Source organism: Rhodospirillum centenum SW (assembly GCF_000016185.1).
Lineage (GTDB): Bacteria > Pseudomonadota > Alphaproteobacteria > Azospirillales > Azospirillaceae > Rhodocista > Rhodocista centena.
Map to the genome: position 1 here is coordinate 3,509,652 of NC_011420.2, position 23,221 is coordinate 3,532,872.

Consider the following 23,221-nt stretch of genomic DNA (forward strand, 5'->3'; position numbering starts at 1 on the left):
GAAAACGGTGCGGGGACCATGGGTGGGGCGACGGGCGACGGGGGAGACGCCGACAGCGATACCGTGACCATGGCCGGCAGGGATGCGACGTCCCCCGGTGTGGCGGGGCCGCGTGCGTTTTTCCCGGCTCTTCCGGGCGGACCGGAAAAGGCGCTGCCGGGCGGGGGGGCGCAACTGCCGCTGCTCGTTCCCGTCATCCTGCTGCTTCTGGTCGCCGTCGCCGCGGTCGCCGGCATCCTGATCCTGGGTGCGCGCGAACAGGACCGCGCCATGGCGGTGCAGTCCCACCGCATGGTGGAGGTGGCCCTGGCCCAGGCCGAGCGTGCCCTGGGCAACAATGTCCGCGACTACGCCCTGTGGGACGATGCGGTGACCAATCTGCTGGTCGCCCCCGATCCCGGCTGGGCCCGGCGCAATCTCGGGGCCAGCCTGGACGCCTCCTTCGGCATCGCCGCCACGGCGGTGGTGGATGATGCCGGCCGGATCGCCCTGCTGCTGGAGCAGGGAACCCTTGTCGCCGACCTCACCGGCACCCCGGCCGACCCGGCCATCATTGCCCTGGCGGCCCGAGCCCGGTCGGTGCCGGCACGGACGGACGATCCGGCCACCGGCATCGTCCTCCACCACGGGCGGCCCGCCCTGGCCGCGGCGGCTGACATCCGCTGGGAACGCTGGGAGGACCGTCCCGCCCCGGGCGCCGTGCTGGTGATGATCCAGCCGCTGGAGGGTACGATGCTGGAGCGGCTGGCCGCCCCGCTGATGCTGGGACCGCTGAGGTTCGAACCGGCGGGAACGGCGACCGACGCTGCGATCCCTGTCGGGCTGGCGCTGGCCACCGCCGACGGCCGGCCCGCCGGTCTGCTGATCTGGTCTCCGCCGGCCCCCGCGCGGGACTTCCTCGGCCGCACCGGCTGGTTCCTGTTCGGCATCATCGCCGCCATGGTCGGGCTGACAGCCCTGTTCCTGGCCCGCGCCCAGGCATCCGCGGCCGAGGGGGTGGAGATGGCGAATGCCCTGCGCCACAGCGAGGACCGTTACCGCAGGCTGCTGCAGGCGCTGCCGGACATGGTGGCGCTGTTGCGCGACGGCCGCATCATGCTGATGAATCCGGGCGGCGGCGGCCTTCTCGGCCTGCGGGATCCGGAGGAGGTGCTGGACCGCCCCTTCGCCGACCTGCTGACGGAATCCGAACGTGCCGGCTTCCGCATCATGGCGGTACAGGCGGCGCAGGAGAGCCGGCCCGTCTGGTGCAGCACGGCGCTGCTGCGGGCCGACGGGACGGCGCTGCCGGTCGATCTGGCGCTGCTGGCGGTGGCGGACGGCAACGGGCCGCTGCTTCTGGTGCTGGCGCGCGACCTGTCCGAGCTTTCCGGCCTGCGCGAGCGGTTGCAGGAGGTCGAAGCGGCGGCCGAGCGCGCCGGTCGCGCCAGAAGCCGCTTCCTGTCCGCCGTGGGGCACGAACTGCGCACCCCGCTCAACGCCATCATCGGCTTTTCCGAGATCCTGCGGGACGAACTGCTGGGAAGCCTTGGCAACAACCGTTACCGGGACTACGCCCAGGACATCCACGACGGGGGGCTGCACCTGCTGCGGCTGACCAACGACCTTGTCGATCTGGCGCGCATCGAGGCCGGGCAGCTCGATCTGCGCGAATCCTGGACGGACGTCCAGGGGCTGGTCGATCGCTGCCTGCGCCTCGGGGCGACCCGGGCCGCCGGCCTGGGGGTGACCCTGGGGGCCGATATCCGGCCCCCAGGCCTGCGCGTTCTGGCGGACGAAGCCCGCCTGCGCCAGATCCTTGCCAATCTGCTCGATAACGCGATCCGCCACAGCGAGCGCGGCAGCCACGTTCAGGTCCGCGCCTCGGGAGAGGGCGGCATCTTCACCCTGCAGGTGGCCGACCAGGGGGTCGGCATGACCGAGAAGGAGGTCCGCGCCGCGCTGCGCCCGTTCGGGGAGGCCCCTGCCGCCGGGGAGGCGGAGGGGACGGCCCGGCAGACCGCTCCCGGGCTGGGACTGCCCCTGGTCCGGGGCTATGTCGAGGCGCATGGCGGTCACCTCGCCATCGCCAGCGATCCCGGCGCGGGCACCACCGTCACCGTGACCCTGCCGCGCGGCCGGATCTACCTGCCGGAAGCCGCCCGCGCCTGACGGGGGCGGCCTCCTGCCCCCCAGGGCCGTTCAGCCGGCCAGCAGCGCCAGCGCCTCGCGGTGGGTGCGGGCATCGCCCGCGGCGATCACCTGGCCGGAGGACCCCAGCCGCAGCGGCCGGCCCTGCCAGTCGGTCATGATGCCGCCGGCCCCCTCCACCACCGGGACCAGGGCGGCCCAGTCCCAGGTGTTCAGGCCCGCCTCCACCACCAGATCGACGAAGCCGCCGGCCAGCAGCCCGTAGCCGTAGCAGTCGCTGCCGTAGACCGTGTAGCGCGCCGCCTTCGAGAGCCGCGCGAAGGCGTCGCGCTCCCCGGGGCCGAACATGTCGGGCGTCGTCGCCGTCAGCACCGCCTGCGCCACCGCGGGGCAGGGGCGCACCCTCGCCGCGTCGCCCTCGAACAGGGTGGGGTGGCCGACGGCACCGACCCAGCGTTCCTCCAGCACCGGCTGGTCCAGGATGCCCAGGATCGGCACGCCGCCGCGGAACAGGCCGATCAGCGTGCCGAACAGCGGCCGCCCGGTCATGAAGGACTTGGTTCCGTCGATCGGGTCGATGCTCCAGACATAGTCATGGTCCAGTCCGGACGATCCCTGCTCTTCGCCCAGGATGCCGTCGTCCGGTCTCTCTTCGGCCAGGATGGCGCGGATCTCCTCCTCCGCCTTGCGGTCGGCGATGGTGACGGGCGTCTCGTCCGGCTTGATGTCCACGGGCACGCGGGTGCGCCAGTAATGCCGGATGACGGCGCCGCTGGCTTCTGCCAGCCGCTGGCCCAGGGCGATCAGCTCCCGCGGGCAGGGGGCGACAGGGGGCGCCGCGGCCGGATCTGTCTGGGGGGGTGCGCCGGTCATGATGGTCTCCGCGCCGGGGTGAACGGAAAGGGGCGGCCGTCTGGCCGCCCCCGATGTTAACCGGAATTCCGGTCCCGCGATTGCGACGGATCAAATCGACGGATCGCGCCGGAGGGCCGGTGCGACGGGTCGGGCTGCTGCCCGCGGGGGGTCGGGCTGCTGCCCGCGGGGGGTCGGGCCGCCGCCCGCGGGGCCGGGGTCAGGGCAGGGGCGCCGGCTCGTCCGACAGCGTGCGCAGCCAGGCGATCAGGTCGGCGCGGTCCTTCTGGTTCTTGATGCCGGCGAAGATCATCTTGGTTCCCGGCACGGTTCCCCGCGGGTCGGCCAGGAAGCGGTTCAGCGCCTCATAGTCCCACGGCTTCCCCTGCAATGCCTTCATGGCGTCGGAATAGGCGAAGCCCTCCATGTGCGCGTGCGAGGCATTGACGATGTTCCAGAGGTTCGGCCCGACCCGGGTGGGGCCGCCCTTCTCGAAGGTGTGGCAGGCCAGGCAGGGCCGGCTCGCCTTCTGGCCCGCCTGGGGATCGGCGGCGGCCAGCAGCGGCGCGATCGGTTCGGGCCCGCCCGCCTCCTGTCCGCCCGCCGCGGCGGGGGCGGCATCGGCTGCCCCGGTGCCGGACGCGGTCGCGCCCGGGGTGCTTTCCGCCGGGGCTGCCGCCGTCTCGGGCAGCGTCACCTTGTAGGCGTTCTCCGCAAGCTGCTTGGGCTTCACGATCTGGTCGGCGATGAAGCCGCACATCATGGCGAGCAGGATCGCTCCCAGCACCGCCATCATGATCCTGTTGAGGTCGCTTCCTGCCATCACTCCCGTTTCCCTGTCTGCCGGTGTGGTCCGGTCCATTTTGCGCTGGCGACAATACCGTTCCCATCCCGAACCGTCCACGCCCCCGGACATTCCGCCGCCATCCCTTTCCGGGCAAGCCATCCGGCATGTCCGGTGTGGCACCACCGTGTCGGCCCCGCGGCGGACATGCGGCCGCAGGCCGTGATTGGGGCTTGACCGGCGGGGCGGAATGCCGCAGGCAGCGGGGATCATGACCGCCGCTCCGCGCAACCCCCTGATCGTCATCCCGGCCCGTCTCGCCGCCTCGCGGCTGCCCGACAAGCCGCTGGCGGACATCCATGGCCGCCCGATGATCGCGCATGTGCTCGACCGCGCGCGGGAGGCCGACATCGGCCCCGTCGTCGTTGCCTGCGCCGATGCCGCCATTGCCGACGCCGTGGCCGCCGCCGGCGGCCGGGCCGTGCTGACCGACCCGGCCCATCCGTCGGGCTCCGACCGGGTGTGGGAGGCGGTCTGCCGCGTCGATCCCGACGGGCGGCACGATGCCGTCGTCAACGTGCAGGGCGACCTGCCGACCATCGACCCGGCGGCGGTCCGCGCCGTGTTCGGGCCGCTGGCCCGGCCGGGCACCGACATCGCCACCCTGGCGGCGGAGATCGTGCGGGTGGAGGAGCGGACCGACCCCAACGTCGTGAAGGCGGTGGTGGAACTGGCGCCCGGCGCCCGCGACGGCCGCGCGCTCTACTTCACCCGCGCCACCGCGCCGTGGGGCGAGGGGCCGCTGTTCCACCATATCGGCCTCTACGCCTACCGGCGCGAGGCGCTGGCCCGCTTCGTCGCGCTGCCCCCGGCCGCGCTGGAGCGGCGGGAGAAGCTGGAGCAGCTCAGGGCGCTGGCGGCCGGCATGACGATCGCGGTCGCCATCGTGGACACCGTGCCGCTGGGCGTGGACACGGCCGCCGACCTGGAGCGCGCCCGTGCCCTGCTCGACCCCCGGACCGGCGCACGGCCGGCCCTGCCCTGAGGACCCGACCGTGAGCCAGCCCGCCGACATCATCGCCTACCAGGGCGCCCCCGGGGCCAATTCGGACCTCGCCTGCCGCAGCGTCTTCCCGGAGATGGAGCCGCTGCCCTGCGCCGCCTTCGAGGACGCCTTCGCCGCCGTGCGCGAGGGCCGGGCCCGGCTGGCCATGATCCCGGTGGAGAACTCCGTCGCCGGCCGTGTCGCCGACATCCACCACCTGCTGCCCAAGGGCGGGCTGCACATCATCGGCGAGCATTACCAGCGCGTCGTCCACTGCCTGCTGGCGCCGAAGGGCGCCACGCTGGCGGGGCTGCGGCAGGTCCACAGCCATGTCCAGGCGCTGGGCCAGTGCCGCGGCTGGCTGCGCGAGCGGGGGCTGGCCCCTGTCACGCACGCCGACACGGCCGGGGCGGCGGCCGACGTGGCGCGCTGGAACGACCCGGCCCAGGGCGCCATCGCCAGCCGGCTGGCTGCGGAGATCTACGGGCTGGACGTGCTGGCCGAGGGGATCGAGGACGCCCGGCACAACACCACCCGCTTCGTCGTGATGGCACGCGAGCCGGTGGTGCCGCCGCGCGGGTCCGGCCCGTGCGTCACCAGCTTCGTCTTCCGCGTGCGCAGCGTGCCGGCCGCGCTCTACAAGGCGCTGGGCGGCTTCGCCACCAACGGCGTCAACCTGACCAAGCTGGAAAGCTATCTGGTGGACGGCCGCTTCACCGCGGCGCAGTTCTATGTCGAGGTGGAAGCCCACCCGGAGGACCGGCCCCTGCGGCTGGCGCTGGAGGAGCTGGCCTTCTTCGCCCGCGAGGTGACGATCCTGGGCGTCTATCCGGCGCACCCGTTCCGCATCAAGCAGGGCGAGGACGCCGCCGGGGAGGACTGATCCCGCCCGGCGGCGTCCGCGCAGCCCGGCCCGTCAGGGCCAGACCCCGATATCCTGCACCAGGAAGCCCAGTACCCGCTTGTCCGGGGCTGCGCGTGCCGGATCGATGCGGCTGTTCAGGCTCAGCCGGACCGTGACAGGCCCGGGCTCCGGCGTGGCCGGGCAGGTGATCGGTGCCTCGATCCGGTAGGCCCCCGGCTTCCGGACCGGCAGTTCCGCCTCGGCGCAGCCCGGGATGGAGAGGCGCAGCATCACCGGACCGCCATCCGGGGCGCTGCCGCCGTCCAGCCCGATGACGCCCTCCACCAGCGTGACGCCGGCCGCGACCCTCGTCTCCGACCGCCGTTCCAGGGTGACCGTCACCTCCGGCGTGGCCCAGCGATAGCCGGCCTCGCGCGGATGGACGCCGGCGACATGGGGATAGTCCTCCGTGCCCAGGTCCACGACCCGCTGCAGCCGGTCCGAGGGCAGGGCCTCTGGTTGCACGGGCAGGATTCGGAACACGGCCCCGCCATCGCTGCGGAACACCGGCTCCAGTGCGTAGAGACGGCGCAGTTCCTCCAGCCCGCCGGGGGCCAGCGCCAGGGCATAGCGGTCCCATACCAGATAGCTTCCTGGTCCGGCGCGGACCGCCTCTGGCGACCAGGTCTCGATATCGTCGATGCGGCGTCCGGACAGCAGCGCCACGACCGGCGCCTGCCACCAGCCCTTGCCGAACAGGCGGGCGTCCGCCGGCAGGGCCGCGACCGCTTCCGCCACGTCCACCTCGGCGGCGACGGCAGGCGGCGGCTCGGCAGAGCGGAAGACGAGCTGGCCGTTGAAGCCCAGCGCCGCCAGCGGCAGTGCCAGCAGCGGCACCAGCAGCAAGGGCAGCATCCGCGGCACCCGCCGGGGCAGCGCGGCTCCGCTCCAGGCGGCACGGGCGCAGGCCGTGGCGACCAGCAGGATGGTCACCTCCTGCAGCACCAGCCCGTTCATGATCCGGCGCAGCCAGGCCTGTTCCGTCGGTGTCACGAACAGCCACCACAGGGCATAGGCGGCCGCCACGCCGGCGACGCTGCCCAGCACCAGCAGCCGGCCGTACCGGCCGGCGCGCAGATCGGCCCCCAGCATCGCCAGCACCACCGGCGCCGGCAGGAGCCAGAAGAGCAGGAGCAGCGGCGAGGGCGTGCCGGTCTGTTCCGCCAGCAGTCCCAGATGGGTCCAGCCCTTGGCCAGCACGCCCGGCGTGTCCTGTAGCTCCGATTCCACGCCGGACTGCGACAGGATCTCCCCGATCTGCGGCATCCACCAGCCGACATAGGCGTCGAGGCCGCCCAGCGACAGCAGGCGGTACGCCTCCCAGAGCAGCACCGGCCCGGCCAGCCCCAGGGCCAGCGCCGCCAGCAGCCGCCAGCGGCCGGGGCGGCCCAGCGCCAGCAGCGCGAACAGCCCGGAGACCGGCAGCACCCAGATCAGCGCCACCGTCTTGGTCAGGAAGGACAGTGAGAGCGCCACGCCGCCCAGCAGCGCCAGTGCCGCGGCGCGCAGTCTGGCGCCGCGTTCCAGCGCGCGGGCCAGCGGCACCAGGGCGGCGAACAGGAAGGCCAGCGCCGGCACCTCGCCATAGCCGTTCATGGCGTACTCGGCCATGCCCGGCGCCTGCACGGCCAGCACGACCGCCAGCAGGGCCACGGCCGGCCGTTCGCGCCGGCGCAGGGCGACATAGAGCGCCAGCGCGAACAGCACGACATAGCCCAGGTTCACCACCTGGCTGCTCAACAGCCCCACCCCCAGCACGCCGAAGGCCAGCGCGGCGGGGAAGACGTAGGGCGCATTGGTCTGCGTCTCGATCGGGAACAGGCGGAAGCCGTTGTAGTAGCTCCCGTAGCCCGTCCCCTCCAGCAGCGAGCGGGCGACGTTCAGGTTCAGGCCGCCATCGAAGGAGGGCGGCGACCACAGCGCGGTCTGGACATAGAAGACAATGATCGACACCAGGCAAAGGCCCAGTACGAAGACTGTCACCTTACCGGCGTTGGCGTCATGGTTTTCATTACTCGGCATAGAATACACCAAGCTGTGGCAGGGGAGGTGATCCCGAAGGGACGGATTGGCGGCTTGAACAAAACTGGAGTGGCATGATGCAGTAGGCCCAAACCTCCGTTCGGCCGGATTGCATCGGCCGCCTGTCATCAGACCGCACGACCCGGCTGGACAGGCCTGCCGGACCCGGGTTTCTGATGCCGCGAGCCTCTGCCCCCGTTCATTTGCTGAGGTGGTGGCCCGCCGTCAGCCGCCGGCCGCCAGATCGCGGAACTCTGCCACCACCTTGGTGTAGATCTCCCGCTTGAAAGGCACGATCAGGCGGATCAGGTCGTCCATGGGCACCCAGCGCCAGGCGTCGAATTCCGGGTGCGCGGTGGCAAGGTCGATCTCCGCATCGGTGCCGGTGAAGCGGTACAGCACCCATTTCTGTTCCTGCCCGCGGAAGCGGCCGCCCCAGACCTTGCCCTGGAGATGCGGGGGCAGGTCGTAGCGGTACCAGTCGCGGCTTTCCGCCAGGAACTCGGCCTTGGCCGTGCCGATCTCCTCCCCCAGCTCGCGCAGCGCCGCCTCGCGCGGGGTCTCGCCGGGGTCGATGCCGCCCTGGGGCATCTGCCAGGCGTCGCGGGTGTCCAGCCGCCGGCCGACGAAGACCTGGCCCTCCCGGTTCAGCAGCATGACACCGACGCAGGGCCGGTAGGGAAGGGTCTCAGGGTCGATCTTCATGGCACGCGGCATCCGGTAACGGGAAGGGCGCACCCTACACCGATCGTCCGCAGGATGCAGCCGGCACGGTGGCGGCATGGTGGGCGGTTCCGCTGTCCCGCCATCGGTATCTGTCCGGGGTTGCAGCCGGCGACCTGTCCGGGTCGCGGGGGGCATCCGGGGCTGATCGCCTGGTCCCGATCCGACCGTGATCAACGCCGGCCCGCGCAGTACCGCATGCAGCGCGATGTTCCCGGATTTCACGCGCCTGCGTCTCCAGCCGGCAGACATCCCGCGACCGTCGGCGAGGTTTTCGCAGGACCGGAGGAACAGGTTACACTTTCCGACAATTTCGTATAGTTTGATGCATCGCGGAGCTAGTCCTGCCGACGGAACGGTGCATCGTGGGGACGACGCATGTAGAATGGACGTCGGCACCGGCCGGCGGAACGGGCGGTCGGGGCGCGGTTAAGGATCAGGGGCGGACCGGGGACGGACCGGGACGGATCACGGCGGGCCAGGAACGGAGATGAATCGTCCGAATGCACCCAAGCGCGACTGGGTCCGGGTCAAGCCGGGCGAACGGGCAGCGCCGCTTGCAGAGAAGCCGGAGCACGACGACCAGAAGCTTCTGACGCTCCTGCAGTCCGCCAAGCGTGAGGTGCAGGGCCTGCGCCTGATCCATCTGCACATGTCGCTGCTGAAGGACAAGACGCACCTGGACATCATGTCCATCCGCCGCGCCATGCAGGAGACGGCGGACCAGTCCGCCTATCTCCAGGTCTTCAACCTCTCCAACGACGACGTGATCGTCCTCTACAAGGGCATCAAGTTCTCCCTCATCTCCGACGTCTGCCAGAAGATCGAGAAGCTGATGCTGGCGCGGACCATCATGGTCCGGCGCAACCCCTACGGGGAGGACAGCCTCTACTCGATCATGGAGCTGTCGCTGAACTTCGTGAACGTCCTGCGCTTCGTGGAGGGACTGCAGAAGGACGTGAGCGGCGAACAGGCGGTGCAGCAGACCAAGCCGCCGATCACGCTGGAGGAACTGGGCAAGATCGAACGCGCCGTGCAGATGTTTGATCTGTCGCCCTTCATGCTGAACCAGCCGGTCATCAACATCCACAACGCCGAACAGAACGAATTCGAGTATTTCGAGCTGTACATCGCCGTGAAGGCGCTGGAGGAGCGGCTGTCGCCGCAGTTCGACATCACGGCCAACAAGTGGCTGTTCAGCTATTTCACCGCCAACCTGGATCAGTCGGTGCTGAAGGCGCTGAACTACGGGGTGGACTTCCTGCGCGGCCGCCGGCTGGGGCTGAACCTGAACCTCTCCACCATCCTGTCGGCCTCCTTCATCAAGTTCGACGAGCGGCTGACCACCGATCTCCGCGGCAACGTGGTGCTGGAGATCAACAAGGCCGATCTGGTCGAGAACATTTCTCTGTACAAGGAAGTGGTGGATTTCGCCGCCACCCGCGGCTACCGGATCTGCATCGACGGGCTGAACGAGTTCTGGGTCACGCACATGGACCTGGAATACATGGCCTGCGACTACGCCAAGATCATCTGGTCCGACGACATGGACCTGATGTCGGAGGACGAGTACGCGACCTTTTCCGAGAAGATCCGGGCCCAGCACAACTGCCGTTTCGTCCTGGCCCGCTGCGGTACGGTCAGCGGCCTGATGTTCGCGGAACGGGCCGGGATCGGCCTCGTGCAGGGCCGCGTCGTGGACAACATCCTGCGCAAGGGCGTGCTGATCCATGACGCCATCAAGACCGCCAAGGTCATGAGTGATGACTGAAGCGATGGCCGGTACCGCGGCCCGCCGCCTCCCTCAAACCTCCGCGAAGCCGGCCTCCTATGCGGAGGGGGTGCTTAACGGCGGGGCCATCCTGTCGTAACAGGAGGGGAGTCGCCGCCCGCGCGACCATCCGCCAGCCACAGGCATCCATCGACGGCCATGTCCACCGCCCCCGGCACCCCTTCTCCCGCAGATGGCGACGGCGCCCGGCCCGCCGGGGCGGAACCGCAGGTCCAGGCGCCGGCCCAGGAGCCTGCTCCGGCGCCGGAGGGGAGCGATCCGAGCACCCATTTCGTCTTCAGGAACAAGGTCTTCACCCTGGCCGGCGGGTATTTCAGCCTGGCCCGCGACACCGGCGAGGCGGTCTACAACGTCCATCTGGGCGATGTCTGGGGCAAGCTGCCCTTCCGCACCCTGCGCCAGACCTTCGATATCGACGAGCGCAGCGACGACGGCCGCCTGCTCCAGGTGGTCGAGCGTGGCCTGAAATACGTCAAGGAGATCCGGCCCGGCGACAGCATCCCGCGGGAACTGCTGGACGGTTCCGCCTCCTGGCGGGTGGACGAACGGCACCTGAACATCGCCCGGGGCCGGCTGGCGCTTCAGCTCGTCTCCTGGATCACCGGCAAGGAGACGGTCATCACCGAGCGTTACCAGCTCGAACAGATCGTCGAGGACCCGCAGACCAAGCAGCGCACGCAGGAGGCCTTCGCCCTGCTGGCCCAGCGCATGGGCATCCCGGAGGAGCGCAAGCAGGAGGTGGTGGACCGGGTGGACTCCCTGGCCCGCGAGTTGTCCTACATCGAGGCGCTGCGCGACCGCTTCGGGCTGGTGCAGAAGATCGTCTCCAGGCTCGGTCAGGCCAAGCGGGTGTTCCGCGGCGACCAGCAGCTCCTGTCGGACATCGCCCGGATGCAGACGCTGGTGAAGTCGCCCTATGCCCATTTCGAGGATCTGTTCCAGCAGCTCGACGGCCAGACCGGCGAGATCATGGCGGTGCTGAAGACCTATGACGCCCAGGTCGCCTTCATCCGCCGCATCCGCGACGAGCTGCACACCGCGCTGATGATCTGGGACGACCAGATCGAGGCCTGGAACGACCAGGCGATGGAGAAGACGCCGGAGGTGGAAGTCTTGCTCAAACGCTTCTACCAGTTCCTGGCGCAGAACTTCCTCATCAGCAAGGTCTGGCAGCGCGGCGGCTGACCCGTCCGCGCTGCCACCGTTCCGCCGGCCCTTCCGCCTCAGCGGCCCTCCCGCCGCCATGCCGCCAGCAGCAGCCCCAGCGCCAGGGCCAGCACGGCGATCCAGGGCAGCAGCGGCGCCTGGTCCACGCCCGTGACGACATGGTCGCCGTTGGCGCGCAGGCCCAGCCAGCCGCGCCCGGCGGCGTCGCGTCCGGGGCGCACGCGGCGGGTGTCCGGGGCGGCCTCGGCCAGCCAGAAGGCGCCGCCGCCCGTCCGCCGCATCACCGGCTCCAGCGGGTCCGCGGAGGTGCGCATGTCCGCCAGTTCCGGCGGGTTCACGGCGCCGACCACGGCCAGCGCCGTCCGCTCGCCGTCGCTGACGCGCCAGATGCCCGGCTCGGTCGCCAGCAGCGTCGCCGTCTCCAGCCCGTCGGCCTGTTCCTCCAGGCTCAGCTCCTGCACCGCATCGGAGGGGGAGGTGATCTGGACCGCCCGCGGGTCCGGCTCCAGCGCGCGGCGCTCCACGGTGATGCGGTTGCCCTCCACCCGGGCGCGCAGGTCGTTCTCCTCCAGCGCCGGTTCCTTCATCAGCCAGTGCGCCAGCCGGCGCAGCAGTTCCGCCTGCGGCCCGCCGCCCTCGAAGCCGCGGCTCCACAGCCAGATCTGGTCCGAGGTGAGCTGCGCCACCCGGCCCTGGCCGACCCGGTCCAGGATCAGGAGCGGCCGCCCGTCCAGCCCGTCCATCACCACGGTGCCCCGGCTGGGCGTGGTGGCGATCTGGCGGAACCAGCGGCCCCAGTCGCCGCGGCCGTCCGGTCCCGCCAGCCCGGCGGTCACCGGATGGCGGCGGCCGACTTCCGTCACCGTCGGCGTGAAGGGCTGTTCCAGCACCTCCCCGGTCGGCTCCGCCGGCAGCACGGTGCCCAGCGGCGTGCGGAACAGCGACAGCGGCGTGGCGAAGGTCGGGCCGCTGGCCTCCAGGAAGGCGCCGCCCTTCTCCACATAGTCTGCGATGTTCGCCAGATACATGTTCGGCAGCACGCCGCGGCGGCGGTAGCGGTCGAAGATGATGAGGTCGAACTCGTCGAGCTTCATCTCGAACAGCTCGCGGATCGGGAACGCGATCAGCGACAGCTCGCGGATCGGCGTGCCGTCGTTCTTCTCCGGCGGGCGCAGGATGGTGAAGTGGACCAGATCGACGGACGGGTCCGCCTTCAGCAGGTTGCGCCAGGTCCGCTCGCCGGCGTGCGGCTCGCCCGACACCAGCAGCACCCGCAGCCGGTCGCGCACGCCGTTGACGACGATGGCGGCGCGGTTGTTGGCCAGCGTCAGTTCCTCCGGCCCGCGGTCCACCTCCAGCTCGACGACGTTCTGGCCGCCGTGCGTCAGGGTGAAGGTGAGGGGGATCTCCTGCCCCACCGGCACGCGGTAGGGCCGGCCGGTCCCGCCGTCCTGCGTCACCACCAGGGTCGCCATGCCGCCCGTGCCGCCGGGCAGATCGTCCACCCGCACGGTCACCGTCACCGGCCGGTCCACGATGCCGAAGGACGGCGCCTGCACCACCGCCAGCCGGCGGTCGCCCTCGTCGCGCTCGCCGGTCAGCAGGGCGTGGACGGGGCCGAAGCCCTCCAGCGTCGGCAGTGCCTCTGCCACGTCATGGACCTGCCCGTCGGTCAGCAGCACGGCCCCGGCGAGGCGGCGGCGCGGCACGTCCGCGACGGCGCGGTTCATCGCCTCCAGCAGCCGGGTCTGCTCGATGCCCGCCCCCTCGGCCCCGGCGGCGTCGGCGGTGCGCACGACGCGCACCTCCAGATCGTCGTAGCGGGCCAGCCTGCGCTGCAGGTCCTCCAGGGCCCGTTCCGCCCGCGCCCGGCGCTCGCCCACGTTCTGGCTGGGCGACTGGTCCACGACGATGACGGCCACGTCCTTGATCGGCTCGCGCTCCTCCTGCACCAGGGCGGGGTTCAGCAGGGCCACGAACAGCACGGCCAGGGCCAGGGCGCGCAGCAGCGTGCCGCGCGCCCGGCGGATCAGGCCGAGCCCCAGGCCCGCCAGGGCCGGCACCGCCAGGATCAGCAGCACCGCCCAGGGCACCAGGGGCGAAAGGGCGATCGAGGTGCCGGTCATTGGCCGAGCCGCTCCAGGATGGCGGGGACATGCACCTGGTCGGCCTTGTAGTTGCCGGTCAGGGCGTACATCACGAGGTTCACGCCGAAGCGGTAGGCCATCTCGCGCTGGCGCTCGGCCCCGGGCACGACGGCGTTCAGGGCGCGGCCCTGCGCGTCCACGGCCCAGGCGCCGGCCCAGTCGTTGCCGCCGACGACCACGCCGGAGACGCCGTCATTGGCGCGGCCTTCCTCCGCCTCCACCCAGACCGCCCCGCCGACATAGCGGCCGGGGAAGTCCTGCAACAGATAGAAGGCCTTGGTCAGCACATGGTCGGGGGGCACGGGCGCCAGCGGCGGGATGTCCAGCCCGCGCAGCAGCTCCTCCAGGCGGGAGCCGCCGCCCATGGAGAAGCCGCGGTCGCGGGTGTCGATCAGGATCAGCCCGCCATGGCGCAGATACTCGTTCAAGCGCTGCCGGGCCGCGTCCGAGATGGCGGGCTGCGTCTCCGTCACCGGCCAGTAGATCAGCGGGAAGAAGGCCAGTTCGTCCGTCTCCAGGTCCACCGCCATGGCCCCCGCCGCCTCCACCGCCGTGCGGCGGTTGAGCTGCTCCGCCAGTCCTTGCAGGCCGGCGCGGCTGGTCGCGTCCACGCTGCGGTCGCCGGTCTCGACATAGGCCAGCCAGTTCTGCGTGCTGGCCTGCACGGCGCGGGCATCGGGGCCGCCGGTCACCGGCTGCGCCCGCGCCCCGTCCGCCCGGAGCCCGGCGGCAAGGCCGGCCGCCAGCAGCAGCACCAGCCCGGCCGCCATGCCGCCGCGCCGGAACCGCAGGCGGGGCAGCGGCAGCAGGCCGCGCAGGGCCAGCCCGATGAACAGGTCCAGCACCGCCAGGGCCAGCGCCGCGGTCAGCAGGGCCGGCTTCAGGTCCAGCTCGCCGCGGCTGCCGTAGAGCCCGCGCGCCACGTTGGGCGGCAGCCCTTCCAGCGGGCGCAGCTCCGCCACGGCGGCGGACAGGTTCAGGGCCCGCCGCGCCTCGCTGGTGCCGTAGAAGCCGGGCGGGTGCCGCGGCCCGATCAGGTCGCCGGGCGGCGTCTCCGCCAGCCGTTCGGAGGCCAGCGGGAAGGCGGTCGCCGGCGGGGGCACCAGCCGGCCCAGACCGTCGAGCAGTTCCAGCGGCGGCAGGGCACCGCCCGCCTCCGCCTCCCCGGCGACGCCGGCGGACAGCGCCACCAGCCGTTGCAGCATCTGCACGAACAGCCCCGAGAGCGACAGGTTCGACCATTCCGGGCTGGCGGTGGTGTGGACCAGCACGACATGGCCGCTGCCGCGCCGCTCCGCGGTCACCAGGGGCGTGCCGTCCTCCAGCCGCGCCCAGGTCCGCTCCCCCAGGTCCACGGAGGGTTCGGCCAGCACCTGCCGGGCCACGGTCACGTCGGCCGGCACCGGAAGACCGCCGAACGGTCCGTCGGCGGCAAAGGGGGCCAGCCGCGCCGGCACCGACCAGGACAGCGCCCCGCCCAGGGCGCGGTCGCCGGCCCGCAGCCGCACCGGCACCAGCGTGTCGGCGTTCTGCGCCAGCCGCGGCCCGGCGAAGCGCACCAGCATGCCGCCGCCCTGGACCCACTCCGCCAGCCGCTCCGCCTCCGGGACGGAGAGCGAGCCGACATCCGCCAGCACCAGCACGGCGAGGTCACGTTGCAGCAGGTCGGTGATGGTGCCGCGCCGCACCTCCGCGAAGGGGGAGAGGGCGCGCTCCAGATAATAGAGGTCGGACAGCAGCGGCTGCGCCTCGGCGTCCGGCCGGCCCGGAGACCAGCCCCACCGGGCGGCGGCGCCAGCGTTCGTCCAGCAGGATGGTGGCGCCGGCGGTGGACTGTCCGTCCAGCCGGACCTCCGTCACCTCGTTGCGCAGTTCCGTCGGCAGGTCCAGCCGCACCTCCGTCCGCCGCGCGTCGGCGGCGAAGGCACCGCTGCCCGCAGCCAGCAGCCGGCCGTCGGCGCCGCTGGCGCGCACCGCCACCGGCTGCGGCAGTCCGCTCCGGGCGCGCTCCACCGGCACCAGCAGCGACAACCCGTCCGCCACCGGCGGACGCAGCAGGAGGGCCGGCCGGTCGGGGCCGTCCTCCACCACCTCCACCCCGCCCAGCCGCACCAGCCGCGCGGCCAGATCCGCATCGCCGCCGGCTCCCGGTCCATCGGCTCCCAGCCCGTCTGACAGCCAGATGGCGTGCATGCTGCCGCGCGGGCGCAGGTCGTCCAGGGCCGCCAGTGCCGCCCGCCGGTCGCCGGGCCAGGGCTGCGGTTGCAGGGCCTGCGCCTCCCGCCGGGCGTCGGCGGCGACCATCGGTCCGATCAGGCGCGGCACTCCGGTCGCGGCGGCCGGGGCGGTGGGCAGGATCGCCACCTCGCGCCCGGTCCGGTCGGCCTGGTCGATCAGCCGCCCCAGCATCTCCTGCCGCGCCGGCCAGTCGCGGCCGGCGGCCCAGCCGTTGTCCACCACCAGCAGCAGCGGACCGCTGCCCGGCAGGGCGGCGTCGGGGTTCAGCAGCGGCCGTGCCAGCGCCAGGATCACCAGTCCGGCCAGCAGGATGCGCAGCAGCAGCAGCCAGGGCGGCGTGCGCTGCGGCGTCTCCTCCCGGCTGACCAGATCGCGCAGCAGGCGGATGGCGGGGAAGGCGACGGTGCGGGGGGCGGGCGGCGTCACCCGCAGCAGCCACCAGAGCGCCGGCAGCACGGCCAGGGCGAGCAGCGCCCAGGGGGCGGCGAAGGCAAGCGGACCCAGGCTCAGCATCACACGGCCTCCTGGGCCAGCGCCCCCCAGAGGGACAGCAGCGGCACCTGCGCCGGTCGGTCGGTGCAGTGGACGCTGTAGCTCCAGCCGGCCGCGCGGGCCAGATCGGACAGGCCCGTCTTCTGTGCCGCCAGCCGCTCCAGATAGGCGTCCCGGATGCCTTCGACGCGCGGCACCAGCAGTTCCGCCTCGCCTTCCAGCCCGGTGAACTCGACCCGGCCGCCGAAGGGCAGGGTCTCCTCCGCCGGGTCCAGGACCTGCACCAGATGGCCGCGCAGGCCGCGGTTGGCGTAGGCGGCGACGGTGGCCTGCACCCGCTCCAGCGGTCCCAGCAGGTCGCCCACCAGCACGATCCGGGCGTGCCGCGGCAGCGCCTCCACCGGCGGCACGCCGTCGCCGTCCCGGCCCGCGTCACTGCCCGTGTCCCTGCCGCCGGCCGCCGCGGCGGGGCCGGTCAGGTGCAGCGCCAGCCGCGGCAGGATGCTGCGCGCGGCCGACGGGGCGACGCCGCTGCCCAGCAGCGCCACCCGCTCGCCGCCGCGCACGAGCAGCACGGCCAGCGCCAGGGCCAGCAGGTCGGCCCGCTCCCGCTTGGTCGGCAGGTCGCGGTCGGAGCGCCAGTCCATGGAGGCGGAGTCGTCGCGCCAGATCCAGACGCTCTGCGCCGCTTCCCACTCGTTCTCGCGCACGAAGACATGGCGGTTCTTCGCCGACTGGCGCCAGTCGATCATCTGGGCGCTGTCGCCGGGCTGGTAGCGGCGGAACTGCCAGAAGCTCTCGCCGGTGCCGACGCGGCGGCGGCCGTGGACACCCTGCGCCACCGTGGCCGCGACCCGCTCGGCCGCGACCAGCAGCGGGGGCAGGCGCAGGGCCAGGGTCTCGGCCCGGTGCTGGGCGCGCAGGGCGGTGGCGGTGGCGGGGGGGCGGCTCATTCGGGTCCGGGACCTGTCACGCGGGAGCGGGGGCGGCGGCGCGGCGGCGCCGTCAGGCCAGGGGCGCGCACAGCCGGTCGATCACGTCGTCCAGGGTGACGCCGTCGGCACGGGCGGCGAAGTTCAGCGCCATCCTATGCTTCAGCACCGGCTTCGCCAGGGCCAGAACGTCGTCCAGCGACGGGGCCAGCCGCCCGTCCAGCAGGGCGCGGGCGCGCGCCGCCAGCATCAGCGACTGGCTGGCGCGCGGGCCGGGACCCCAGGCGACGTTGCGGCGCACCTCCGGCAGGTCGCTCTCCTCCGGCCGCGCGCTCCGCACCAGATCCAGGATGCCGTCCACCACGCTGTCGCCCACCGGCACGCGGCGGACCAGCCGCTGCGCCGCCATCAGGTCCTCCGGCCCCAGCACGGCGCTGGGCGCGGCGGCCTCCGCCCCGGTGGTGGCGATCATCATGCGCCGTTCGGCGTCGCGGTCGGGATAGGCCACGTCCACCTGCATCAGGAAACGGTCGAGCTGCGCCTCCGGCAGGGGATACGTCCCCTCCTGCTCCAGCGGGTTCTGCGTCGCCAGCACATGGAAGGGCCGCGGCAGCGGGTGGTAGTGCCCGGCGACGGAGACCCGCCCCTCCTGCATCGCCTGCAGCAGCGCCGACTGGGTGCGCGGGGAGGCACGGTTGATCTCGTCCGCCATCAGGAGCTGGCTGAACACCGGGCCGGGGATGAAGCGGAAGCCGCGGCGACCGCCCTCGTCCTCCTCCAGCACCTCGGACCCCAGGATGTCCGCCGGCATCAGGTCGGGGGTACACTGGATGCGGCGCTCGTCCAGGCCCAGCACGGTGCCCAGCGTCTCCACCAGCCGCGTCTTCGCCAGCCCCGGCACGCCGATCAGCAGCAGGTGCCCGCCGGCCAGCAGCGTCACCAGCGACAGATCGACGACCGTCTGCTGGCCGTAGATGACCCGGCCGATCATCTCCCGCACGGTGGCGAGGCGCTGGCCCAGCGCGTCCACCTCGCGCACGAGGGCCTGGGCGTCGGCGGTGGGGCGGGACAGGTCGAGGGCACTCACGATGGCTCTCCAGGGTGGCGGCGGGGGGTGTCCGAACGAAGACGGGCCCATTATGTTAACTCTGTGGCCGCCCTTCCGGGAACGCTGCCGGGGTTGCGTTCCCGGAAGGGCGGCCCCCGAACAGACGGCACGATAACAGATGGTCGGCAGCGCCATGGAGGAAAGCAAGAGACTTGCGGCAGACGGCGAAAAACCCGCCGACGGCCGCCTGCCTCAGCCTGAACGCTCACAGCCTGAACGCTCACAGCCCGGACACCCCCTGCCCGGACCTGACGCCTCCGGTGCCCTCGGCGGCTTCGGGGGCCTCGGGCCGATGGCGGAGGACGAGGCCTACGACATCCGCATCGGCATCGACGGGACCTGGTACTACCATGACAGCCCGATCGGCCGGCTGCCGCTGGTCAAGCTGTTTGCCAGCGTGCTGCGGCGGGACGAGGCCGGCGACTACTGGCTGGTGACCCCGGCCGAGCGGGGCCGCATCCGCGTGGACGACGTACCCTTCATGGTCGTCGAGGCGGCGTTCGAGGGGACCGGCGCGGACCAGACCGTGCGCTTCCGCACCAGCCTGGACGAGTGGGTGACCGCCGGCCCCGGACATCCCATCCATGTCCGAACGGACGCTAGGACGGGGGAGCCCCGCCCCTATATCCTGGTCCGGAACAATCTGGAGGCCCGCATCAACCGGCCCGTCTTCTACGAGCTGGTGGAGCGCGGCGAAAGCAGGCGGAGGCCCGGCGGACCCGGGTCCGGCGGGACAGAATTCGGACTATGGAGCGACGGGACCTTCTTTCCCCTGGGCAACCTGACGGACTGATCACCGAGGCGGACATCCGCGCGCGCTTCCTGCGCCGCCCCGGCCAGCCCGGCCGGATCATCGGCGTGCGCGGCGACCATGAGGGCAATCCCGGCATGGGGACGCCGGCGGCGCTGCGCGAGGCGGCCGTGCTGGTGCCGCTGATCGACCGCGACGCCGGGGTGACCGTGCTGCTGACCCAGCGCACGGCCCATCTGGCGGCCCATGCCGGCCAGATCTCCTTTCCCGGCGGCGGGGTCGAACCGGCCGATACCGGGCCGGAGGACACGGCCCTGCGCGAGACGGAGGAGGAGGTCGGGCTGCCGCGCACCAAGGTGGACCTGATCGGCCGGCTGGACACCTACGTGACCCGCACCGGCTTCCGCGTCACCCCCGTCGTCGGCATCATCCGCCCGCCCTTCACGCTGAACGCCCAGCCCGACGAGGTGGCGGACGTGTTCGAGGTGCCGCTGGCCTTCATCCTGGGACCCGGCGGGCGGGAGCGGCGCAGCGCCGAACTCCGCGGCACCCTGCGCCATTTCTGGGTGGTGCCCTACCAGGACCGCTTCATCTGGGGCGCCACCGCCGGCATGCTGGTCAATCTCTGCGAGGTGCTGACCGGCGAGGGCGCCGATCCGGCACCGCAGCCGGCCTGACCGGACGGACGGGGCAGGGCGGGAGACCGTGATGACGACCAAGGAAGGGAAGGCGCGATGCTGAGGCCGGTGCTCACCGTTCTGCTGCCGCTGCTGCTGCCGACGCTGGTCTTCGTCGCCTACAGCCTGTGGGAGGCGCGGCGGCTGCGGGCCGCGGGCCACGCCCCGGATCCCTGGCACGCCCGCGCCCCCTGGCCCTGGTTGCTGGCCGGCGGTCTGCTTCTTGCTCTCGCGGCGCTCGGCACGCTGGCGACCCGCGGTGCCGGGGTGCCGCACGGCGTCTATGTGCCGGCGCATGTCGGGCCGGACGGGCGCACCGTTCCCGCCCGCACCTATGCCCCCGGCGCGGTCCCGCCGGACGGGGCGGTTCCTCCCGACGCATCGGGTCGCTGAGCCCGCCGGCGCATTGGGCTGGCAATCGGGCCGCCGGGGCGGGTAGAACAAAGCTCCGTTCCGTCTCCTCCGGCGCTGCGCCGCGCCCCCTACCCACCCGATGAAACCGGTCGGCACCCTAGAACCCGTCGGCCTGATGGCCACCGTCCAGGCCCGTCTCGTCCTCCAGGCGCTGATGCGTACGGGGCAGGAGGCGCGCTTCGTCGGCGGCTGCGTGCGCGACGCCGTGCTGGGTCAGGAGGCGGACGACGTGGACATCGCCACGCCGCTGCCGCCGGACGAGGTGATGCGCCGGCTGAAGCAGGACGGCATCCGGGTGGTGCCGACCGGCATCCGGCACGGCACCGTCACCGCCATCCGGGACGGCCACGCCTTCGAGATCACCACGCTGCGCCGCGACGTGGAGACCTATGGCCGCCATGCCCGGGTCGAGTTCACGGACGACTGGCTGGAGGATGCGCGCCGGCGCGACTTCACCTTCAACGCGCTCTCGCTGTCCAGCGAGGGCGATCTCTACGATCCGTTCGGCGGGCTGGCGGACCTGTCCGCCGGCCGTGTCCGCTTCGTCGGCGACGCGGAGGCGCGCATCCGCGAGGACGTGCTGCGCATCCTGCGCTACTTCCGTTTCCATGCCCGCTTCGGCAAGGGCGGGCTGGACGATGACGCCATCGCCGCCTGTGCCGCGCAGGCGCCGCTGCTGCCCACCCTGTCGGGCGAGCGGGTGCGGGAGGAGCTGCTGCGCCTGTTCGCCACCGACCGGGCGGTGGAGACCTGGCGGCTGATGCTGGAGCGCGGGATCATCCAGCACCTGCTGCCCCAGGCCACGCGGATCGACACGCTGGCGGCCCTGGACCGGCTGGAATGGATGGTGGGGGAGGCGGGACCGCTGACCCAGCTCGCCGCCCTGCTGCCCCGCGGCGGGGAGGAGGGGCGGGCCGCCGCCCTGGCCGTGGCCGACCGGATGCGCCTGTCCAACGCCCAGCGCGACCGGCTGCTGGTCCTGTGCGCCCCGCCGCTGGCCGTGGATGCCGGGCTGGACGTGCGCGGCCGGCGCCGCGCCCTGCAGACGGTGGGGCCGGAGCTGTTCCGCGACCTGCTGCTGCTGGACACGGCCACGCGCGGCATCCCCGCCTTCGAGATCCTGGAGTCGCTGGCCGAGGCCGCGGCCTGGCGCGTCATCCCCTTCCCGCTGAAGGGGCAGGACGCGGTGGACCGCGGCGTGCCGCAGGGGCCGGCGGTCGGCCGCCTGCTGGAGGCGGTGGAGGGCTGGTGGGCCGGGCGCGACTACCGGCCGGGGCGGGAGGACTGCCTGGCCGAGCTGGAGCGGCGGCTGGCCGCCCCGCCCGATCCGTCCTCCCCCGACGCGTCCCCCTGATCCTGCCCCCTGCTCCCGCCGGGCCGGACCGCCCTCAGGACCATTTCACCTCGGGCGGCAGGCTCATCATGATGGCGTCGATGTTGCCGCCGGTCTTCAGCCCGAACAGCGTGCCGCGGTCGTGGATCAGGTTGAATTCGGCATAGCGGCCGCGGCGGTGGAGCTGGTGCTCGCGCTGCGCCTCCGTCCAGGGCAGGTGCATGCGGCGGCGGACGAGGCGCGGATAGACCTCCAGGAACGCCTCGCCCACCGCCCGGGTGAAGGCGAAGTCCGCCTCCCAGTCGCCGGTGTCGTGGCCGTCGTAGAAGATGCCGCCCACGCCGCGCGGTTCGTTCCGGTGCGGCAGGAAGAAGTAGCGGTCGCACCAGTCGGAGAAGCGGGCGTAGAAGTCCGGCCCGTGCGCGTCGCAGGCCGCCTTCAGCGCGGCGTGGAAGTCGGCCTTGTCCTCCGCCGTCTCCCTTGTGTCCAGGAACATCGGGGTCAGGTCCGCTCCGCCGCCGAACCAGGCGTGGCTGGTGACCAGGTGGCGCGTGTTCATGTGGACGGCGGGCACCAGGGGGCTGCGCATGTGCGCCACGAGGCTGATGCCGCTGGCCCAGAAGCCACCGGACTCCGCCGCACCGGGGATGGAGCCGCGGAACTCCTCGGAGAAGGTGCCGAAGACGGTGGAGACGTTGACCCCCACCTTCTCGAACACCCGGCCCCGCATCACCGACATGACGCCGCCGCCGCCGGGCGCGGCGTGGGGGCCGTCGCCATGGCCGGGGCGGTCCCAGGCGGTGCGCTCGAAGCGGCCGGGCGGCAGCCCGGCGTGGGGGCCGTCGGCCAGGTCGTCCTCCAGCGCCTCGAAGGCGGCGCAGATGCGGTCGCGCAGGCCCTGGAACCAGGCCTCCGCCCGTGCCTTGCGGTCCGCCAGCACGTCGGCGGGGGGGAGCGGGGTGGGGACGGGGGATGGAGTGGACATGTCTCTGAACGCCTCCGGGTTTTTCCCGATGGTGTAGCGCGCCCGGCGCCGCCGGGCCATAGGGCTATGTCCTTACAAATGTTAGGGAAATGGCGGTTCCGGGTTACCCCGCCGGAGCGTGTGTCCAGGCCCTTGTCTGGCGCAGCGCCTCGCCCAGCACCATGGCCGCGGCGATCGCCACGTTCAGGCTGCGCGCCCCCGGGTGCATCGGGATATGGACGGCGGCATGGCAGGCGGCCGCCACCTCCGGCGGCGTGCCCGCACTCTCCCGCCCCAGCAGCAGGGTGTCGTCGGGATGGAACGCGAAGTCGGTGTAGGGGACGCCGTGGTCCGTCTCCACCAGCACGATGCGCCCGCGACGGCTGGCCGCGAAGGCCGACCAGTTGACGTGGCGGGAGACCGCCGCCAGTTCACCGTAGTCCATCAGGCTCCGGCGCAGGCGGGTGTCGTCCAGGATGAAGCCGCAGGGTTCCACGATGTCCACGGGAACATCCAGGCAGGCCCCGGTGCGGATCAGGGTGCCTGCATTCTGTGGTATGTCCGGCTGGAAGAGGGCGATGCGCATGGCCGAACTCTCTGGCCTGCCGTCCGCGCCGCCGTCAACCCCGGAGCGAACCCTATACAGTCTCCGGGGTCGCACCCCCCGCGACAGAGTGTCCCTGATCATGCGAGGGAGATGGTTAATCGAGCGCTCCCGCTTTCCATCGGGCATCCTGGGATGTATA

General features: G+C 72.4%; 20 protein-coding genes. 9 read left to right on the plus strand and 11 right to left on the minus strand.

The window, feature by feature from the left end; all coding sequences use genetic code 11:
* Positions 1-18: 18 nt before the first annotated feature.
* The gene (locus RC1_RS20380) at positions 19-2,151 is read left to right on the plus strand and encodes an ATP-binding protein (protein ID WP_012568540.1); all 2,133 of its coding nucleotides are present in this window, start codon (positions 19-21) and stop codon (positions 2,149-2,151) included.
* 30 nt (positions 2,152-2,181) lie between these two features.
* Here RC1_RS20380 and hisN read toward each other — a convergent pair whose 3' ends face one another.
* Complete coding sequence (gene hisN / locus RC1_RS16295; RefSeq protein ID WP_012568541.1) at positions 2,182-3,003, minus strand: histidinol-phosphatase; 822 nt, start codon at positions 3,001-3,003, stop codon at positions 2,182-2,184.
* Between the two features lie 199 nt (positions 3,004-3,202).
* Positions 3,203-3,805, minus strand: coding sequence for a c-type cytochrome (locus RC1_RS16300; RefSeq protein ID WP_012568542.1), 603 nt, complete (start codon positions 3,803-3,805; stop codon positions 3,203-3,205).
* A gap of 232 nt (positions 3,806-4,037) precedes the next feature.
* Between RC1_RS16300 and RC1_RS16305 the strand changes: the two genes are divergently transcribed.
* Positions 4,038-4,811: a 3-deoxy-manno-octulosonate cytidylyltransferase gene (locus RC1_RS16305; RefSeq protein ID WP_012568543.1), complete on the plus strand. Its 774-nt coding sequence runs from the start codon at positions 4,038-4,040 to the stop codon at positions 4,809-4,811.
* A gap of 10 nt (positions 4,812-4,821) precedes the next feature.
* Positions 4,822-5,694, plus strand: a complete 873-nt coding sequence (locus RC1_RS16310) for a prephenate dehydratase (protein ID WP_012568544.1) — start codon at positions 4,822-4,824, stop codon at positions 5,692-5,694.
* Positions 5,695-5,727: 33 nt separating this feature from the next.
* On the opposite strand, the gene RC1_RS16315 is transcribed toward RC1_RS16310, so the two are convergent.
* Positions 5,728-7,668: a hypothetical protein gene (locus RC1_RS16315; RefSeq protein WP_012568545.1), complete on the minus strand. Its 1,941-nt coding sequence runs from the start codon at positions 7,666-7,668 to the stop codon at positions 5,728-5,730.
* A 294-nt stretch (positions 7,669-7,962) separates the two neighbouring features.
* Entirely contained in the window at positions 7,963-8,454 is a 492-nt protein-coding gene (locus RC1_RS16320; RefSeq protein ID WP_012568546.1) for an RNA pyrophosphohydrolase, read from the minus strand.
* 496 nt (positions 8,455-8,950) lie between these two features.
* Here RC1_RS16320 and RC1_RS16325 point away from each other — a divergent pair, with 496 nt between their 5' ends.
* On the plus strand, positions 8,951-10,231 hold the full coding sequence (locus RC1_RS16325; RefSeq protein WP_012568547.1) for a hypothetical protein: 1,281 nt from the start codon (positions 8,951-8,953) through the stop codon (positions 10,229-10,231).
* 159 nt (positions 10,232-10,390) lie between these two features.
* On the plus strand, positions 10,391-11,437 hold the full coding sequence (locus RC1_RS16330; protein ID WP_012568548.1) for a hypothetical protein: 1,047 nt from the start codon (positions 10,391-10,393) through the stop codon (positions 11,435-11,437).
* Positions 11,438-11,475: 38 nt separating this feature from the next.
* Here the strand turns inward: RC1_RS16330 and RC1_RS16335 are convergent, their stop codons facing one another.
* From RC1_RS16335 to RC1_RS16350, 5 genes are read right to left on the minus strand one after another with little or no spacing between them, the layout of a single operon-like run.
* A complete protein-coding gene (locus RC1_RS16335; protein ID WP_012568549.1) occupies positions 11,476-13,545 on the minus strand; it encodes a membrane protein in 2,070 nt (689 codons plus the stop codon).
* Positions 13,542-15,254 carry a DUF4159 domain-containing protein gene (locus tag RC1_RS22285; protein WP_234703785.1) on the minus strand — a complete coding sequence of 571 codons (1,713 nt, stop codon included), beginning with the start codon at positions 15,252-15,254 and terminating at the stop codon, positions 13,542-13,544. The genes RC1_RS16335 and RC1_RS22285 overlap by 4 nt, the downstream gene beginning before the upstream one ends.
* Entirely contained in the window at positions 15,217-16,317 is a 1,101-nt protein-coding gene (locus RC1_RS22290) for a BatA domain-containing protein (RefSeq protein ID WP_234703786.1), read from the minus strand. Before RC1_RS22290 ends, RC1_RS22285 begins: the two co-directional genes overlap by 38 nt.
* Complete coding sequence (locus RC1_RS16345; RefSeq protein ID WP_012568550.1) at positions 16,317-17,249, minus strand: DUF58 domain-containing protein; 933 nt, start codon at positions 17,247-17,249, stop codon at positions 16,317-16,319. Before RC1_RS16345 ends, RC1_RS22290 begins: the two co-directional genes overlap by 1 nt.
* A gap of 52 nt (positions 17,250-17,301) precedes the next feature.
* Entirely contained in the window at positions 17,302-18,315 is a 1,014-nt protein-coding gene (locus RC1_RS16350) for an AAA family ATPase (protein WP_012568551.1), read from the minus strand.
* Positions 18,316-18,628: 313 nt separating this feature from the next.
* On the opposite strand from RC1_RS16350, the gene RC1_RS21180 reads away from it, so the two are divergent.
* The 4 genes from RC1_RS21180 (at position 18,629) to RC1_RS16370 (ending at position 21,532) form a co-directional block, all read left to right on the plus strand.
* Positions 18,629-19,129, plus strand: a complete 501-nt coding sequence (locus RC1_RS21180) for a DUF1285 domain-containing protein (RefSeq protein ID WP_012568552.1) — start codon at positions 18,629-18,631, stop codon at positions 19,127-19,129.
* The gene (locus tag RC1_RS16360; RefSeq protein ID WP_012568553.1) at positions 19,084-19,764 is read left to right on the plus strand and encodes a CoA pyrophosphatase; all 681 of its coding nucleotides are present in this window, start codon (positions 19,084-19,086) and stop codon (positions 19,762-19,764) included. The genes RC1_RS21180 and RC1_RS16360 overlap by 46 nt, the downstream gene beginning before the upstream one ends.
* 57 nt (positions 19,765-19,821) lie before the next feature.
* Positions 19,822-20,157, plus strand: coding sequence for a DUF6111 family protein (locus tag RC1_RS16365; RefSeq protein ID WP_012568554.1), 336 nt, complete (start codon positions 19,822-19,824; stop codon positions 20,155-20,157).
* A gap of 136 nt (positions 20,158-20,293) precedes the next feature.
* Positions 20,294-21,532 (plus strand): CCA tRNA nucleotidyltransferase, encoded by a 1,239-nt coding sequence (locus RC1_RS16370; protein ID WP_234703787.1) that lies wholly within the window; start codon positions 20,294-20,296, stop codon positions 21,530-21,532.
* Between the two features lie 34 nt (positions 21,533-21,566).
* Here the strand turns inward: RC1_RS16370 and hemF are convergent, their stop codons facing one another.
* Both hemF and RC1_RS16380 read right to left on the minus strand, forming a co-directional pair.
* Positions 21,567-22,496 carry an oxygen-dependent coproporphyrinogen oxidase gene (gene hemF / locus RC1_RS16375; RefSeq protein WP_012568556.1) on the minus strand — a complete coding sequence of 310 codons (930 nt, stop codon included), beginning with the start codon at positions 22,494-22,496 and terminating at the stop codon, positions 21,567-21,569.
* Positions 22,497-22,599: 103 nt separating this feature from the next.
* Positions 22,600-23,061: a tRNA (cytidine(34)-2'-O)-methyltransferase gene (locus RC1_RS16380; RefSeq protein WP_012568557.1), complete on the minus strand. Its 462-nt coding sequence runs from the start codon at positions 23,059-23,061 to the stop codon at positions 22,600-22,602.
* Positions 23,062-23,221 lie beyond the last annotated feature (160 nt).